Below are 14,093 nucleotides of genomic sequence, written 5' to 3'. Positions count from 1 at the left end.
GGCGGTACGCGCGGGTAACCCTTCAGCGGTCGCCTTCGTCACTCTCCGGCCGGGCGAGAACCTGCCGGTCGTCCATGTCCCTCACCATGTCCTGGAGTTCCGACCTGATCCAGTCCCGGGTGGCGACCTCGCCGAGGCCCATCCGCAGCGTGGCGATCTCCCGGGTGAGGTACTCGGTGTCGGCGATGGAGCGCTCGTTCTGCTTGCGGTCCTGCTCGTGGGTGACCCGGTCCCGGTCGTCCTGGCGGTTCTGCGCGAGCAGGATCAGCGGAGCGGCGTACGAGGCCTGGAGCGACAGCATCAGCGTCAGGAAGATGAACGGATACCCGTCGAACCGCAGGTCACGCGGCGCGAAGATGTTCCACAGCACCCAGAGGATGATGATCAGCGTCATCCAGACAATGAACCGTCCGGTGCCCAGGAACCGGGCGATCCGCTCGGAGAACCGGCCGAACGCCTCCGGGTCGTACTCCGGCAGCAGCTTGCGCCGGGGGTCCTTCGGCTGGTCGATCCGGTTCCGCGGCGGGCGCACGATGCCGGAGGAGCCCGTCGACGCCGCCTTCGCACGCTCCTCACCCGCCATGGGCGATCCCCTCCTCACCGTGGAAGTCGGTCTCACGCCAGTCGTCGGGCAGCAGGTGGTCCAGGACGTCGTCCACCGTCACCGCGCCGAGCAGCGAGCCGCTCTCGTCGACGACGGGCACCGAGACCATGTTGTACGCGGCCAGATAGCTGGTCACGACCGGCAGCGGGGTGTCCGGGGACAGCGGCACCAGATCGCTGTCGACGATCGAGCTGACCAGGGTGAACGGCGGGTCGCGCAGCAGCCGCTGGAAGTGCACCGTGCCCAGGTACTTGCCTGTCGGGGTCTCGTCCGGCGGCCGGCAGACGTACACCTGCGCCGCCAGCGCCGGTGACAGGTCCGACTGCCTGACCCGGGCGAGCGCGTCGGCGACCGTGGCGTCCGGCCGCAGCACGATCGGCTCGGTCGTCATCAGACCGCCCGCGGTCCGCTCCTCGTACGACATCAGGCGGCGCACATCGGCGGCGTCGTCCGGCCGCATCAGCGCCAGCAGCCGCTCCTTGTCCTCCTCGGGCAGCTCGGAGAGCAGGTCGGCCGCGTCGTCCGGGTCCATCGCCTCCAGGACATCGGCGGCCCGCTCCTCCTGGAGCTTGCCGATGATCTCCACCTGGTCGTCCTCGGGCAGCTCCTCCAGGACGTCGGCGAGCCGGTCGTCGTCCAGCGCGGCGGCGACCTCGGCCCGGCGCTTGGGCGACAGATGGTGCAGTGCGTTGGCCACATCGGTGGGCCGCAGCCGCTCGAACGTGGCGACCAGGCTCTCGGCGCCCTGTCCGTGCTCGTCCAGCGAGAACCCGCTGACCGCCGACCACTCCACCGTCAGCGTCTCGCCCTTGCGGCGCAGCGCCCCGCCGCGCCCCTTGCGGACGAAGTACTTGTCGATCTCCCAGTCGCGGCGGGCCGGCAGCTGCTGGATCGCCACATCGAGGACGGTGACCTCCTCGCCGGTCTCCACCAGCCGGACCCGCCGGTCCAGGAACTCCCCGAGGATCAGACGTTCGGTGGGCCGCTGCTCGAAGCGCCGCATGTTGACCACACCCGTGGTGATGACCTGGCCCGACTCGACGCCCGTCACCCGGGTCATCGGCAGGAAGATCCGCCGCCGGCTGAGCACCTCGACGACCATGCCGAGCAGCCTCGGCGGGCGGCCGCCGACCCGCAGCATCGCCACCAGGTCACGGACCTTGCCGACCTGATCACCATTGGGGTCGAAGACCGGCACACCGGAGAGATGTGACACGAAGACCCTGGGGGCGCCTGCCGCCATCCGATGCGCCTCCTTCGCCCGACGGTGCCGTCCGCGGTGTGTGCCGCACGGACCGCACCACGCCATATCGATCAGTCGATTTCGCCGTTATGCCGGGATCAGGCTAGCCCGTACCACGCCACTCCGCCCCGGCGGACGTCTCGGTACGCCTCGCTGCGGGCGGGCGCGGACGGACCGGTACGCTGCCGTCTGCCACCCCGTACACGCAGTTGAGAGGCAGTGCGCCCGTGACCTCTTTTGCCCCGGCCGTCCGGAACCACCGCCGGGCCGCTCTCGCCGTAGTGCTCTGTGCAGGGCTCACCGCAGCCCTCACGGCCTGTGCGGGCGAGGACCTGGACAAGGGGACGAACGGCGTCGGCAGACTCTCGGCCGCGGAGATCGACAAGAGGACGAGAGACGCGGCGGACGCGGCGGACGCGGTGCGTCTCGCGGGCAAGCTCGTCAGCAAGGGCGGCACGTACACCCTGAACATGCGGCTCAACGCGGAGGGCGGCACCGGGTCCGTCACCTCGAAGCAGAGCACGTTCGTCCTGCTGCGGATCGGCGACGAACTCTTCCTCAAGGCCGACTCCTCCTTCTGGAACCACGAGGAGAGCGACAAGGGCCGGCAGGCCGACCAGGCGGCGGCCGACAAGCTCAACGGCAAGTATGTGAAGGTCCCCGAGGGCGACCCCACGTACAAGCAGCTGCGCGGCTTCACGGACAAGGAGATCCTGCTGGACGGCCTGCTCTCGCTGCACGGCGAGGTCAGCAAGGGCGACCGCGACAAGATCTCCGGAGTCCGCACCATCCAGATCCGGGGCGGAAAGGGCGAGGGCGGCGCGCTCGACGTCTCCCTTGAGGGCAAGCCGTATCCCGTGCGGGTGGCACGCGGCGGCGGCGGGGGCAGCGTCACCCTCGCCGACTGGGGCAAGTCCTTCGCACTGGAGGCGCCGGACGAGGCCGACACCGTCGACTACGGGGGCCAGCTCCCGAAGTCCTCGGGCTGAGGCCCTCGCGTCCTGGAGGGCCTTCGTGCCCTCGGCCCGCGGATCGGCGTCCTCGGGCCGGGGCGGGCGGCCCGGGGCCCGCGCCGGTGCCACGGAGCCGAGGCGCCGGGTCAGCCCGTGCGGCGACGGCGCTTCAGCAGCAGCCGGGGGAGCGCGGCGGGCACCGGCCGGCGCGTGGTCGCCGGGGTCGGCAGCGGCGGGGCCGCCAGTGAGGTGTCCGGCAGTCCGGTGCGGGTCCCGCCGGGCGTCAGCCGGACGACCACGCACTCCCGCGCCCAGCGCTCGGCCATCTGTTCGGCGTCCGGTGCGTTCAGCCGCTTGCCCTTGAGTTCGGCGACCGCGGCCTCCCACTCCTCGGAGCGCGGTGCCAGTACGGAGACCGCGGCGCTCCAGACGACGAGGCGGCCACCCTTGTCCTTGCTGCGGACGGTCACCTCGGCACCGGCCCCGTCGGTGATTCCGGCCGGGAACGGCTGTTCGCCGGGGCCGTCGCCGACGAGATGGGCCGCGTCCTCGTGCCAGACGTGCCACAGCGCGCGGGCGGGCCCCGTGCCCCGCACCCAGATCAGACCGGACTTCTTGGTGGCTTCCTCGACGAGGGCCCGGTCCATCAGCGCGTCAGCGGCAGCAGTCATGGCCGCACTCTATGGGACCGGGCCGCCCCGCTCAGAGCCAGCCGTTGCGCTTGAGCATGCGGTGGATGGAGAAGCAGACCGCGCCGATGAAGCCCAGCACCATCGGATAGCCGTACGTCCATTTCAGTTCCGGCATGTGGTCGAAGTTCATGCCGTAGACGCCGCAGATCATCGTCGGTACGGCGATGATGGCCGCCCAGGACGTGATCTTGCGCATGTCCTCGTTCTGGGTGACGGTGGCCTGCGCCAGGTTGGCCTGGAGGATGGAGTTCAGCAGCTCGTCGAAGCCGATGACCTCCTCGTGCACCCGGGAGAGGTGGTCGGCGACGTCCCGGAAGTACTTCTGGATGTCGGGGTCGATCAGCCGCATCGGGCGCTCGCTCAGCAACTGCATCGGCCGCAGCAGTGGGGAGACGGCCCGCTTGAACTCCAGCACCTCGCGCTTGAGCTGGTAGATCCGGCCCGCGTCCGAGCCGCGCGGGGTGCCCTTCGCCGGGGTGGAGAAGACATCGATCTCCACCTCGTCGATGTCGTCCTGCACCGCTTCGGCCACCGCGATGTAGCCGTCCACGACATGGTCGGCGATCGAGTGCAGTACGGCCGAGGGGCCCTTGGCGAGCAGCTCCGGGTCGTCCTGGAGCCGGTGACGCAGGGCGCGCAGCGAGCCGTGACCGCCGTGCCGGACGGTGATGACGAAGTCCCGGCCGGTGAAGCACATCACCTCACCGGTCTCGACGACCTCACTGGTCGCGGTCAGCTCGGCGTGCTCGACGTAGTGGATGGTCTTGAAGACGGTGAACAGCGTGTCGTCGTAACGCTCCAGCTTCGGCCGCTGATGCGCGTGGACGGCGTCCTCCACGGCGAGCGGGTGGAGGCCGAACTCCCGGGCGATACCGGCGAATTCCTCCTCCGTCGGCTCGTGCAGGCCGATCCAGGCGAAGCCGCCGTCCTCCCGTACCCGGAGCATCGCCTCGTGCGGGGTCGGACAGGCCGAGGCTTCGAGACGCCGCCCGTCGCGGTAGACCGCGCAGTCGACGACGGCGCTGGAGGCGGACGGGTCGCGGGTGGCGTCGTAGCCACCGCTGAACGGGGCGCTGTTCTTACGGAGGGAAGGACGCAGGGACGGGCGCACGGCGGCGCGCAGGTCGCGGATCATCGACATGGGCTGACTCCTTCACGGAGGGCCGTCGGCGGGGCGTGGAACAGCCCGGAATGGGGACGTGTGCTCACGTCCGCAAAGCGGGCGGCACCGCGCAGGCGCGATGACGGCGTTCGCTACAGACAGGCAAAAACGAAAGGCTCTTCCGTGGTGCGAACTGCCGTGGGCCTGGACCGGGAAAGGGTCAGATCACCGAAGGAAGGCGTCGTGCGGAAGAGCGGCTGGTACTGCACGGTCGACTTGGATCCATGGCAGTCCCCACCTCCTCCGGTCGGTCCCCCGTGAGGGACGACGTGTCGTCGGGACTGAGAGAGCGACGCTTCTGCGCGCTGTCCCGACCGGCGGCCAGGCTATCAGCCACCTAGGGCCCAATCCCTTACTTTGCCCCTTCGATACGCGTTCTATGCTCGCGACATGGGAGAAATTCTTGCTCTGGTCGAGGCACGGCTGCGGACGGCCCTGGGGGAACCGGACGCCCGCGCCGATGTGACGTTCCTCGGCACGGACCGCATCGAGGTGCTCCGCTTCATCGACGGGGACGTGGTGCGCTACGCGACGCTGGGCATGTCCGCGCAGCCGATGGCCGACCCCACCTCGCCGCTCGCCGATCCGGTGAAGGGGCCCCGCGCCGAACTGGTCCTGTCGGTACGGGCCGGGCTCGCCGACACCGACCAGGTGCTGCGCCCGCTCGCCGTGCTGGCCGCCTCTCCGCAGGTCGAGGGGCTGATCGTGGCCCCGGGCGCCTCGCTGGACCTCGGGCAGCCGCTCTGGACGGGGGCGCCGTTCAGCTCGGTGCTGGTGGCCGAGCCGGGCGGGCTGGTCGAGGATCTGGAGCTGGACGAGCCGCGTGAGCCGGTGCGTTTCCTGCCGCTGCTGCCGATGACGCACAACGAGGCCGCCTGGAAGCGGGTCCGGGGGGCGCAGGAGCTCCAGGAGCGGTGGCTGTCGCACGGGACGGACCTGCGTGATCCGCTGCGCGCCTCCGTCACGCTGGACTGAAGCCCCCCGCCGGGCCGGACGGGTGTGGGCGGGGTCAGTCGGCGAAGACCGTGACGCCGTCCTCGGTGGCGTGCTTCGGCTCCAGTTCCTCGGCCTCGTGGGTCAGGGCCGTACGCCGGACCCGGATGACGACGGCGCCCGCCAGCGCGGCGATCGCGGCGACGACGAACGGGATGTGGATGCTGCTCCACTCCTCGATCTTCGGGGCGAGGAAGGGGGCGGCCGCCGCGGCGAACCAGCGGACGAAGTTGTATCCGGCGCTCGCCACCGGTCGCGGCGCGTCCGACACACCGAGCGCCAGCTCCGTGTACACGGTGTTGTTCATGCCGATGAAGGCGCCGGAGACGATCGTGCAGACGATGGCCGTCGTGTGGTTGCCGTAGCCGAGGATCAGCAGGTCGACGGCGAGCAGCACCAGCGAGGCACCGACCACCTTCAGCGAGCCGAAGCGCTTTTGCAGCCGCGGGGCGACGAGCACCGAGAAGACCGCGAGCAGCAGACCCCAGGCGAAGAACACCGCGCCCGACTTGTACGGGGTCATGTTCAGCACGAACGGGGTGAAGGCCAGGATCGTGAAGAACGCGTAGTTGTAGAAGAACGCCGAGGTCGCGACCGAGGCGAGACCGCCGTGGCCGAGCGCCTTGAGCGGGTCGAGCAGTGAGGTCTTCCGCGCGGGCCTGGGCTGTTCCTTGAGGAACGCGGTGATGCACAGGAAGCCGATCGCCATCAGTACGGCGGTACCGAAGAAGGGGTAGCGCCAGCTGGCGTCCCCCAGCAGCGCGCCGAGCAGCGGCCCGCACGCCATGCCGAGGCCGAGCGCCGATTCGTACAGCAGGATCGCCGCGGCGCTGCCGCCGGCCGCCGCGCCGACGATCACGGCGAGTGCGGTGGAGACGAAGAGCGCGTTGCCCAGACCCCAGCCGGCCCGGAAGCCGACCAGTTCTCCGACGGACGAGGAGGTGCCGGACAGGGCGGCGAAGACGATGACGAGCGCGAGACCGGCCAGGAGCGTCTTGCGGCCGCCGATGCGGCTGGAGACGAAGCCGGTGACGAGCATCGCGACGGCGGTGATCAGGAAGTACGAGGTGAAGAGCAGGGACACCTGGCTGGGTGTCGCCTGAAGCCCCTTGGCGATGGACGGCAGAATCGGGTCCACCAGGCCGATTCCCATGAAGGCGACGACAGACGCGCCCGCCGTGGCCCAGACGGCCTTCGGCTGACGCAGGATGCTTGACGCCCCTTCGTCGAACGGATCCTCTCCCGGCATGGGTTCTCTCGCTCTCCACTAGATCGTTGCGTTATGCACAGAATAAGTTAGGCACTCTAATAAATGCAAGCTACATCTATTTCCCCCCGGTGCGAGCCACGCTGCGGACGGGTGATCGTCCTTGACGCGGCGACCGCCGCGGAGGACCGTTGGCGGTTATGAGGGGCGAACCCAGTTGCCCGAAGTGCGGTGGCCGGGTCAGGGCGCCCGGTCTCTTTGCCGACGCCTGGCAGTGCTCCGCGCACGGCCAGGTCCATCCGTTGCAGCCCGTGATCCCGCCCAGCGTCGAGGCGCTCGGCGTGGTCGTGCACCGCGCCCGGGTACCGGTGTGGATGCCCTGGCCGCTCCCGGTGGGCTGGCTGTTCACCGGAGTGGCTTCCGCGGGCGACGACCGCAGCGGCGGCCGTGCCACCGTCGTCGCCTGCTCCGGCCCGGGACCGCTCGGCGGCATGGGTGAGCTGCTGCTCGTCGCCGAGGAGCTGGGGGTCGGACTCGGCGCCCGGTACGCGGGCATCGAGGGGCCCGACCCCGGCCCCTACTTCCAGGTCGACGGGGTGCCCGACGCCAAGGTCCTCGCCGCCGGACGCCCCACCCCCCTCTGGCACGTCAAGGGCGCCCCGGAGGACCGGGCGGTCTTCGCGGGAGAGGCGCGCGGCCTGTGGCTCTGGGCGATCGTCTGGCCCGAGCAGTCGGGGCTGCTGATGTATGACGAACTGGTGCTGACCGATCTGCGCGACGCCGGGGGAGAGTCGGACCTCGTCCCCTGCGGCGCGCTCACCCCGCGGCTGCTCAGTACTCCGGACGACCCGCCCCGGCAGGGGTCCGCCGGGATATAGGGGGGTTCGCGGCGGTTATCCTTGAGCGACCGCCGTCCTGCCCCGTCTGTCACTTTCCTCCGCCCATCCCCCGCGAGCCCTGGAGTACGCGTCGTGCGCATCGATCTGCACACCCACTCCGCCGCGTCGGACGGTACGGACACCCCCGCCGAACTGGTGGCGGGCGCCGCGGCCGCGGGACTCGATGTCGTCGCACTCACCGACCACGACACCGTCGGCGGATACCGGCAGGCCATCGACGCCCTGCCCGAGGGCCTCACCCTCGTCACCGGCGCCGAACTCTCCTGCAAGCTCGACGGCGTGGGCCTGCACATGCTGGCGTACCTCTTCGACCCCGAGGAGCCCGAGCTGGCCCGCGAGCGCGAGCTGGTACGGGACGACCGGGTGCCGCGCGCCCAGGAGATGGTCCGCAAACTCCAGGCGCTGGGCGTCCCGGTCACCTGGGAGCAGGTCGCGCGCATCGCCGGGGACGGTTCGGTCGGCCGGCCGCACGTGGCCACCGCGCTCGTCGAACTCGGCGTCGTCGAGACGGTGTCCGACGCCTTCACCCCCGAGTGGCTGGCGGACGGCGGACGCGCGTTCGCGGAGAAGCACGAACTCGACCCGTTCGAGGCGATCCGGCTGGTCCGGGCGGCGGGCGGCGTCACGGTGTTCGCCCACCCGGCAGCCGTGAAGCGCGGTGCCGTGGTGCCCGAGTCCGCGATCGCCCGGCTCGCCGCCGCGGGGCTCGACGGCATCGAGGTCGACCACACGGACCACGACGAGCCCACCAGGGCCCGGCTGCGCGGGCTCGCCCGTGAGCTGGGACTGCTGACGACCGGATCCAGCGACTACCACGGCACCCGCAAGACGGTGGGGCTCGGCGAGTACACGACCGACCCCGAGATCTACGGCGAGATCACCCGGCGCGCCACGGGAGCCTTCCCGGTGCCGGGCGCCGGCGGAAACGCCCGCCCGTAGGACACCGCGCGCACCCGCGCGAGCCCCTCACCGCACCACGCAACCACCTCACGCACCACTCCCCGCGCGTCCGGACGCTGTCATACGGCCTCCGTGCGACCGCCCCCGGCCTGCCGCTGACGCTGCCCCGGGCCGATCCGCGCGCACCTCCCCGTACCGCCCGTTCTCTCCTCGCAAGGCTCACTGTGTTCGACGTCGCTGTTTTCGGATCCCTGTTTCTCACGCTTTTTGTGATTATGGACCCGCCCGGGATCACCCCGATCTTCCTGGCCCTCACCGCGGGCCGCCCCGCCAAGGTGCAGCGCAAGATGGCGCTGCAGGCGGTCGCGGTCGCCTTCGGGGTGATCGCCGTCTTCGGTCTGCTCGGCCAGCAGATCCTGGACTATCTGCATGTCTCCGTGCCCGCGCTGATGATCGCGGGAGGTCTGCTCCTGCTGCTGATCGCGCTGGACCTGCTGACCGGCAAGACCGATGAGCCGACCCAGACCAAGGACGTCAATGTGGCGCTCGTGCCGCTGGGCATGCCGCTGCTGGCGGGGCCCGGAGCGATCGTGTCGGTCATCCTGGCGGTGCAGCACGCCGACGGGGTGGGCGGCCAGATCTCGGTCTGGTCGGCGATCGTCGCCATGCATGTGGTGCTCTGGCTGACCATGCGCTACTCGCTGCTGATCATCCGGGTGATCAAGGACGGCGGTGTGGTGCTGGTGACCAGGCTCGCCGGAATGATGCTCTCGGCCATCGCCGTGCAGCAGATCATCAACGGTGTCACCCAGGTCATCCAGAACGCCTGACCGCCCGCCGGCGGCACCGGACACCACAGCGCCCCCGCACGGATCTTCCGTGCGGGGGCGCTTCGTCTTTAGCGGCGCAATGCGTCATCAAGGCCGAACGGCGTGTGCCGGACGGTCCAAGGCGTTACGAAGCCGAGCTTTCGGCCGGCCGGATGTAGATGCGCTGGCCTATTGCCGCGGCCTGCTGCACGATCCGGTTGACGGAGGCGGCGTCCACGACAGTGCTGTCCACGGCGGTACCGTCGACATCGTCGAGTCGCATGATCTCGAAGCGCATATGGCTTCCCTTCGTCTGATCCTCCTGCTGGAGAACTACTGGGAGGACGGGGCGACCCCGTCCGCAAGGATGAAGAGCGCAAGGCGGCTACGTCTCGCGCTCCACAGGGGGTACAACGGCTTGCCCTCTGCAAACATTCCCTACGCTAAGGAAATTTTTTGGATGTCTAAGTACCCTCCAGTAGCTGCGTGTGCGCAGACGACGAGGTCCGCATGAACGAAGCGGACGCACAGCCATTCGGCGAGACCGACATCGATGAGCGCCTGGACCGCACCAACGAGCTGCTCCAGCGCGTGCTCGCCGAGGTGTCGAAGACCCCGTCGACCCACGCGATCTTCGTGGACGCGGGATATGTGTACGCGGCGGCGGGACTGCTCGTCACCGGCACGGAGGACCGCCGCTCCTTCGACCTCGACGCGGAGGGGCTGATCGAGGCCTTCATCGACAAGGCCCGCACGATCTTCGCGGACAGCAGACTGCTGCGCGTCTACTGGTACGACGGGGCCAGGCGCCGCATCCACACCGTCGAGCAGCAGTCCATCGCCGAACTCCCCGACGTCAAGGTGCGGCTCGGCAACCTCAACGCCAACAACCAGCAGAAGGGCGTCGACTCCCTCATCCGTACCGACCTCGAATCACTCGCCAGGCACCGCGCCATCAGCGACGCGGCCCTCGTCGGCGGCGACGAGGACCTGGTGTCGGCGGTCGAGGCGGCCCAGGGCTACGGCGCCCGGGTCCACCTCTGGGGGATCGAGGCCGGCGAAGGGCGCAACCAGGCCGAGCCGCTGCTCTGGGAGGTCGACAGCCAGCGCACCTTCGACCTCGACTTCTGCCGCCCCTACGTCACCCGGCGCCCCGTCACCACGTACGAGGACGACACCCCGGCCCCCTCGCGCGAGGACGTCCGCTTCGTCGGTGCGCAGATCGCCGCCACCTGGCTCTCCGCCCGTGGCCGCGAATCCCTCGCCGACCTGCTGCCCGGACATCCCTACCTTCCGGGCTCCGTCGACCAGGACCTGCTCGTCGAGGCGGAACGGCTGCTCCAGCACTCGTTGCGCGGCCACGCGCATCTGCGGCGGGCGCTGCGGGACGGATTCTGGCAGCACCTCCAGGCGCAGTACTGATGCACCGGAGCCGTTGAGGCCCTGATCGACCGGATCCGCCGAGCCGCTGATCCAGCCGTCAGAGGCTGTCCCAGAACGAGATCAGGGCCGCGGCCGTCTCCTCGGGGCGGGCTGTGTTGGGGGAGTGCTCGGCACCCCCGACCGAGGTGCGGCGGGCCCCCAGCCGCCGCGCCATCGCATCGAACCGCTCGACCGGCCAGACGTCGTCGCGCTCGCCGGAGATCACATGGACGGGCAGCGCGAGGGCGGCCAGTTCGTCCACCCGGTCCGGTTCGGCGGCCAGTTGCGCGCCGGTGGCGATCAGCTGTGCCGGGTGGTGGAGCAGCCAGCGGCGGCGCAGCTCCTCGCCGCCACCGGTGTCCGCGTCCTGCGGCGGGTCGAGGGCCTGCATCGCGTCCCACACCTCGGTCATGCTCAGCACCGACAACGCGTCGCTGAGCATCTTCACCTTGTCCCGCTGGGCGGCGACGACCTCGGCGGGACCCGAGGACATGAGGGTCAGCGAGCGGAACGGTGCGACGTCGAGCAGGATGGCGGCGCGGGCGATCTGACCGCCGAGCGAATGACCGAGCAGATGTACGCGGCCCAGGGCGTCGTCCGGCCCTGCGGGGGCACCGAGCGCCGCCGCCTGGGCCAGCACGTCACGGGCCAACTCCTCCTGGGAGTAAGCCTCCTGACGGTCCGTTCCCTCGGTCTCGTACTGTCCCCGGCCGTCGACGGAGACGACTCGGTACCCGGCGTCGGTGAGCGGTTCGAGCAGCGCGATGAAGTCCTCCTTGCTGCCGGTGTATCCGGGCAGCAGCAGGGCGGTGGAGTGCGCCTCGGTACGCGGTGCGGCGTCCAGTACGGCGAAGTCCCCGCGCGCGGTACGCAGCACACGGGCACGGGCACAGGGGGGCGGGGTGAAGGTGGGCGGCCGACTCATACCACCGAGGCTATCCCCGGCCGCCCACCTCGCGCCGTGCAGCCCTACGGCCCCGGTCCCGCAGTTGCGGGACCGGGGCCGTAGGGGCCGTGTGGTGCGGGTGCGGCGGTCAGCCCTCGGTCGTGGCCGACTCGGCCTTGGCCGTCGCGCGGGTGGCCCGGCGGCGGCGCGGCTTGGCCGGGGCCTCCGCGTCGGACGCGGCCTGGCTCACCACGGCCTCGGCCTCGGAGACCACGGCGGCCTCCGTACCGGCGGTGGCGGCGCGGGTCGCACGGCGGCGGCGCGGCTTGGCCTCGGCCTCGTCGGCCGGAGCCTGCGTCACCGTCTCCGTCGCGGCCTTCGTCGTGGTCTTCGTCGTGGTCTTCGCCTTGGCGTCCGCCTTCGGCTTCGACTCCGTCTTCGGCTTCGTGGCGGCGCGGGGCCTGCTGCGGCGCGGCTTGGTCTCCGGCTCGGGCTCGGACACCGGGGCGATCTGGAAGTCGACCTCGTCGACGGCCGGCTTCACGACCCGGGTGCGGCGGCGCGGCTTGGTCTCCGCCACCGGCTCGGCGAAGCCGACCGCGACGGCCACCGTCTGGAACTCGGCCTCGGCCTTGACGGCCGGAGCCTGCGTCACGGTCTCGGTCACCGGCTTCACGGCGGCGCTCCGGGCGCGGCGGCGGCGCGGCTTGGTCTCCGCCGCGGGCTCCGCCTCGGTCACGGCTTCGACGACCGGGGCCGCCGGGGCCTCCGCCACGGCCACCGCTGCCTCGGCAGCGGCCTCCGGGGCGCCTACGCGGGTACGGCGACGGCGGCGCGGGGTGCGCGGCTCGGCCGGGGCGTCAGCGGCGTCGGGCGCCGCCGGGGTGATCTCGCCGGCCGGTGCGGGCACCGTGGCGACGCCCTCCTCCAGCGCGGCTCCGTTCCTGGTGCGACGACGCTGACGCGGCGTACGCGGCTCGCGCTCCTCGCGGGCGGGGGCCGGTGCGCTCGCCGCGGACTTGCGGCCGCGGCCGCCCGTCTCGCCGAGGTCCTCGACCTCTTCCGCGCGCAGACCCGCACGGGTCCGGTCGGCACGGGGCAGTACGCCCTTGGTGCCCGCGGGGATGCTGAGCTCCTCGAAGAGGTGCGGGGACGTGGAGTACGTCTCGGGCGGGTCGGGGAACTTCAGGTCCAGCGCCTTGTTGATCAGCTGCCAGCGCGGGATGTCGTCCCAGTCGACCAGCGTGACCGCGATGCCCTTGGCGCCCGCGCGGCCGGTGCGGCCGATGCGGTGGAGGTAGGTCTTCTCGTCCTCGGGGGACTGGTAGTTGATGACGTGGGTCACACCCTCGACATCGATACCGCGCGCGGCGACGTCGGTGCAGACGAGGACGTCCACCTTGCCGTTGCGGAACGCGCGCAGCGCCTGCTCACGGGCGCCCTGGCCGAGGTCGCCGTGGACCGCGCCGGAGGCGAAACCGCGCTTCTCCAGCTGCTCGGCGATGTCGGCGGCCGTCCGCTTCGTGCGGCAGAAGATCATCGCGAGCCCGCGGCCGTCGGCCTGGAGGATGCGCGAGACCATCTCGGGCTTGTCCATCGAGTGGGCGCGGTAGACGAACTGCGCCGTGTTCTTGACGGTCGAGCCCTCGTCGTCGGGCGACGTGGCGTTGATGTGGGTGGGCTGCGACATGTAGCGACGCGCCAGGCTGATGACGGCGCCGGGCATCGTCGCCGAGAACAGCATGGTCTGGCGCTTCGGCGGCAGCATCGTGATGATGCGCTCGACGTCGGGCAGGAAGCCCAGGTCCAGCATCTCGTCGGCCTCGTCGAGGACGAGCGCGCGGATGTGGGACAGGTCGAGCTTGCGCTGGCCCGCCAGGTCGAGCAGTCGGCCCGGGGTGCCGACGATCACGTCGACGCCCTTCTTGAGGGCCTCGACCTGGGGCTCGTACGCACGGCCGCCGTAGATCGCGAGAACGCGGACGTTACGGACCTTGCCGGCGGTCAGCAGGTCGTTGGTGACCTGCTGGCACAGCTCGCGGGTCGGGACGACGACCAGGGCCTGCGGGGCGTCGGTCAGCTTCTCGGGCGCGGCGCGCCCGGCCTCGACATCGGCGGGGACGGTGACACGCTCCAGGAGCGGCAGTCCGAAGCCGAGCGTCTTGCCGGTGCCGGTCTTGGCCTGGCCGATGACGTCACTGCCGGAGAGCGCTACGGGGAGCGTCATCTCCTGGATGGGGAACGGGGACATGATGCCGACTGCCTCAAGGGCTTCGGCCGTCTCGGAAAGGATCCCGAGGTCGCGGAACGTAGTCAGGGTGCT

The 14,093-nt window shown here is 70.8% G+C and carries 14 protein-coding genes; 6 read left to right on the top strand and 8 right to left on the bottom strand.

The features are described from left to right. Positions 1-22: 22 nt before the first annotated feature. Positions 23-583: a DUF1003 domain-containing protein gene (locus A6A29_RS01060; protein WP_073718001.1), complete on the bottom strand. Its 561-nt coding sequence runs from the start codon at positions 581-583 to the stop codon at positions 23-25. Further along, entirely contained in the window at positions 573-1,847 is a 1,275-nt protein-coding gene (locus tag A6A29_RS01055; RefSeq protein WP_073718000.1) for a magnesium transporter MgtE N-terminal domain-containing protein, read from the bottom strand. The genes A6A29_RS01060 and A6A29_RS01055 overlap by 11 nt, the downstream gene beginning before the upstream one ends. Before the next feature lie 227 nt (positions 1,848-2,074). Here A6A29_RS01055 and A6A29_RS01050 point away from each other — a divergent pair, with 227 nt between their 5' ends. Beyond that, complete coding sequence (locus A6A29_RS01050; RefSeq protein WP_073717999.1) at positions 2,075-2,836, top strand: hypothetical protein; 762 nt, start codon at positions 2,075-2,077, stop codon at positions 2,834-2,836. Positions 2,837-2,946: 110 nt separating this feature from the next. Here the strand turns inward: A6A29_RS01050 and A6A29_RS01045 are convergent, their stop codons facing one another. Both A6A29_RS01045 and A6A29_RS01040 read right to left on the bottom strand, forming a co-directional pair. After that, positions 2,947-3,471 carry a hypothetical protein gene (locus tag A6A29_RS01045; RefSeq protein WP_073717998.1) on the bottom strand — a complete coding sequence of 175 codons (525 nt, stop codon included), beginning with the start codon at positions 3,469-3,471 and terminating at the stop codon, positions 2,947-2,949. Between the two features lie 31 nt (positions 3,472-3,502). Beyond that, entirely contained in the window at positions 3,503-4,633 is a 1,131-nt protein-coding gene (locus tag A6A29_RS01040) for a magnesium and cobalt transport protein CorA (RefSeq protein ID WP_073717997.1), read from the bottom strand. Positions 4,634-5,044: 411 nt separating this feature from the next. Here A6A29_RS01040 and A6A29_RS01030 point away from each other — a divergent pair, with 411 nt between their 5' ends. Continuing rightward, positions 5,045-5,629, top strand: a complete 585-nt coding sequence (locus A6A29_RS01030) for a suppressor of fused domain protein (RefSeq protein WP_073717996.1) — start codon at positions 5,045-5,047, stop codon at positions 5,627-5,629. Between the two features lie 34 nt (positions 5,630-5,663). Here A6A29_RS01030 and A6A29_RS01025 read toward each other — a convergent pair whose 3' ends face one another. Continuing rightward, entirely contained in the window at positions 5,664-6,896 is a 1,233-nt protein-coding gene (locus tag A6A29_RS01025) for an MFS transporter (protein WP_073717995.1), read from the bottom strand. Between the two features lie 158 nt (positions 6,897-7,054). Here A6A29_RS01025 and A6A29_RS01020 point away from each other — a divergent pair, with 158 nt between their 5' ends. From A6A29_RS01020 to A6A29_RS01010, 3 genes are all read left to right on the top strand, one after another. Then, positions 7,055-7,732 (top strand): DUF6758 family protein, encoded by a 678-nt coding sequence (locus A6A29_RS01020; protein WP_073717994.1) that lies wholly within the window; start codon positions 7,055-7,057, stop codon positions 7,730-7,732. Positions 7,733-7,825: 93 nt separating this feature from the next. Continuing rightward, positions 7,826-8,692 (top strand): PHP domain-containing protein, encoded by an 867-nt coding sequence (locus A6A29_RS01015; RefSeq protein ID WP_073717993.1) that lies wholly within the window; start codon positions 7,826-7,828, stop codon positions 8,690-8,692. A gap of 185 nt (positions 8,693-8,877) precedes the next feature. Further along, entirely contained in the window at positions 8,878-9,483 is a 606-nt protein-coding gene (locus A6A29_RS01010; protein WP_073717992.1) for a MarC family protein, read from the top strand. Between the two features lie 124 nt (positions 9,484-9,607). Here the strand turns inward: A6A29_RS01010 and A6A29_RS45675 are convergent, their stop codons facing one another. Beyond that, complete coding sequence (locus tag A6A29_RS45675; protein ID WP_198676864.1) at positions 9,608-9,760, bottom strand: hypothetical protein; 153 nt, start codon at positions 9,758-9,760, stop codon at positions 9,608-9,610. A 212-nt stretch (positions 9,761-9,972) separates the two neighbouring features. Here A6A29_RS45675 and A6A29_RS01005 point away from each other — a divergent pair, with 212 nt between their 5' ends. Continuing rightward, on the top strand, positions 9,973-10,884 hold the full coding sequence (locus A6A29_RS01005) for an NYN domain-containing protein (RefSeq protein ID WP_073717991.1): 912 nt from the start codon (positions 9,973-9,975) through the stop codon (positions 10,882-10,884). Positions 10,885-10,942: 58 nt separating this feature from the next. On the opposite strand, the gene A6A29_RS01000 is transcribed toward A6A29_RS01005, so the two are convergent. Beyond that, positions 10,943-11,809 (bottom strand): alpha/beta fold hydrolase, encoded by an 867-nt coding sequence (locus A6A29_RS01000; protein WP_073717990.1) that lies wholly within the window; start codon positions 11,807-11,809, stop codon positions 10,943-10,945. A gap of 109 nt (positions 11,810-11,918) precedes the next feature. Continuing rightward, positions 11,919-14,021 (bottom strand): DEAD/DEAH box helicase, encoded by a 2,103-nt coding sequence (locus A6A29_RS00995; protein WP_073717989.1) that lies wholly within the window; start codon positions 14,019-14,021, stop codon positions 11,919-11,921. Positions 14,022-14,093: the final 72 nt, after the last annotated feature.

This window comes from Streptomyces sp. TSRI0281 (genome assembly GCF_001905125.1).
Taxonomy (GTDB): domain Bacteria; phylum Actinomycetota; class Actinomycetes; order Streptomycetales; family Streptomycetaceae; genus Streptomyces.
This window is presented reverse-complemented; position numbering and strand designations above follow the sequence as displayed.

What these genes read in the sequence shown, in the direction of transcription:
- A6A29_RS01025 (WP_073717995.1), bottom strand. Translation starts at nt 6,896, where the DNA reads ATGCCGGGAGAGGATCCGTTCGACGAAGGGGCGTCAAGCATCCTGCGT.
- A6A29_RS00995 (WP_073717989.1), bottom strand. Translation starts at nt 14,021, where the DNA reads ATGTCCCCGTTCCCCATCCAGGAGATGACGCTCCCCGTAGCGCTCTCC.
- A6A29_RS01005 (WP_073717991.1), top strand. Translation starts at nt 9,973, where the DNA reads ATGAACGAAGCGGACGCACAGCCATTCGGCGAGACCGACATCGATGAG.
- A6A29_RS01020 (WP_073717994.1), top strand. Translation starts at nt 7,055, where the DNA reads ATGAGGGGCGAACCCAGTTGCCCGAAGTGCGGTGGCCGGGTCAGGGCG.
- A6A29_RS01040 (WP_073717997.1), bottom strand. Translation starts at nt 4,633, where the DNA reads ATGTCGATGATCCGCGACCTGCGCGCCGCCGTGCGCCCGTCCCTGCGT.
- A6A29_RS01000 (WP_073717990.1), bottom strand. Translation starts at nt 11,809, where the DNA reads ATGAGTCGGCCGCCCACCTTCACCCCGCCCCCCTGTGCCCGTGCCCGT.
- A6A29_RS45675 (WP_198676864.1), bottom strand. Translation starts at nt 9,760, where the DNA reads ATGCGCTTCGAGATCATGCGACTCGACGATGTCGACGGTACCGCCGTG.
- A6A29_RS01060 (WP_073718001.1), bottom strand. Translation starts at nt 583, where the DNA reads ATGGCGGGTGAGGAGCGTGCGAAGGCGGCGTCGACGGGCTCCTCCGGC.
- A6A29_RS01045 (WP_073717998.1), bottom strand. Translation starts at nt 3,471, where the DNA reads ATGACTGCTGCCGCTGACGCGCTGATGGACCGGGCCCTCGTCGAGGAA.
- A6A29_RS01055 (WP_073718000.1), bottom strand. Translation starts at nt 1,847, where the DNA reads ATGGCGGCAGGCGCCCCCAGGGTCTTCGTGTCACATCTCTCCGGTGTG.
- A6A29_RS01030 (WP_073717996.1), top strand. Translation starts at nt 5,045, where the DNA reads ATGGGAGAAATTCTTGCTCTGGTCGAGGCACGGCTGCGGACGGCCCTG.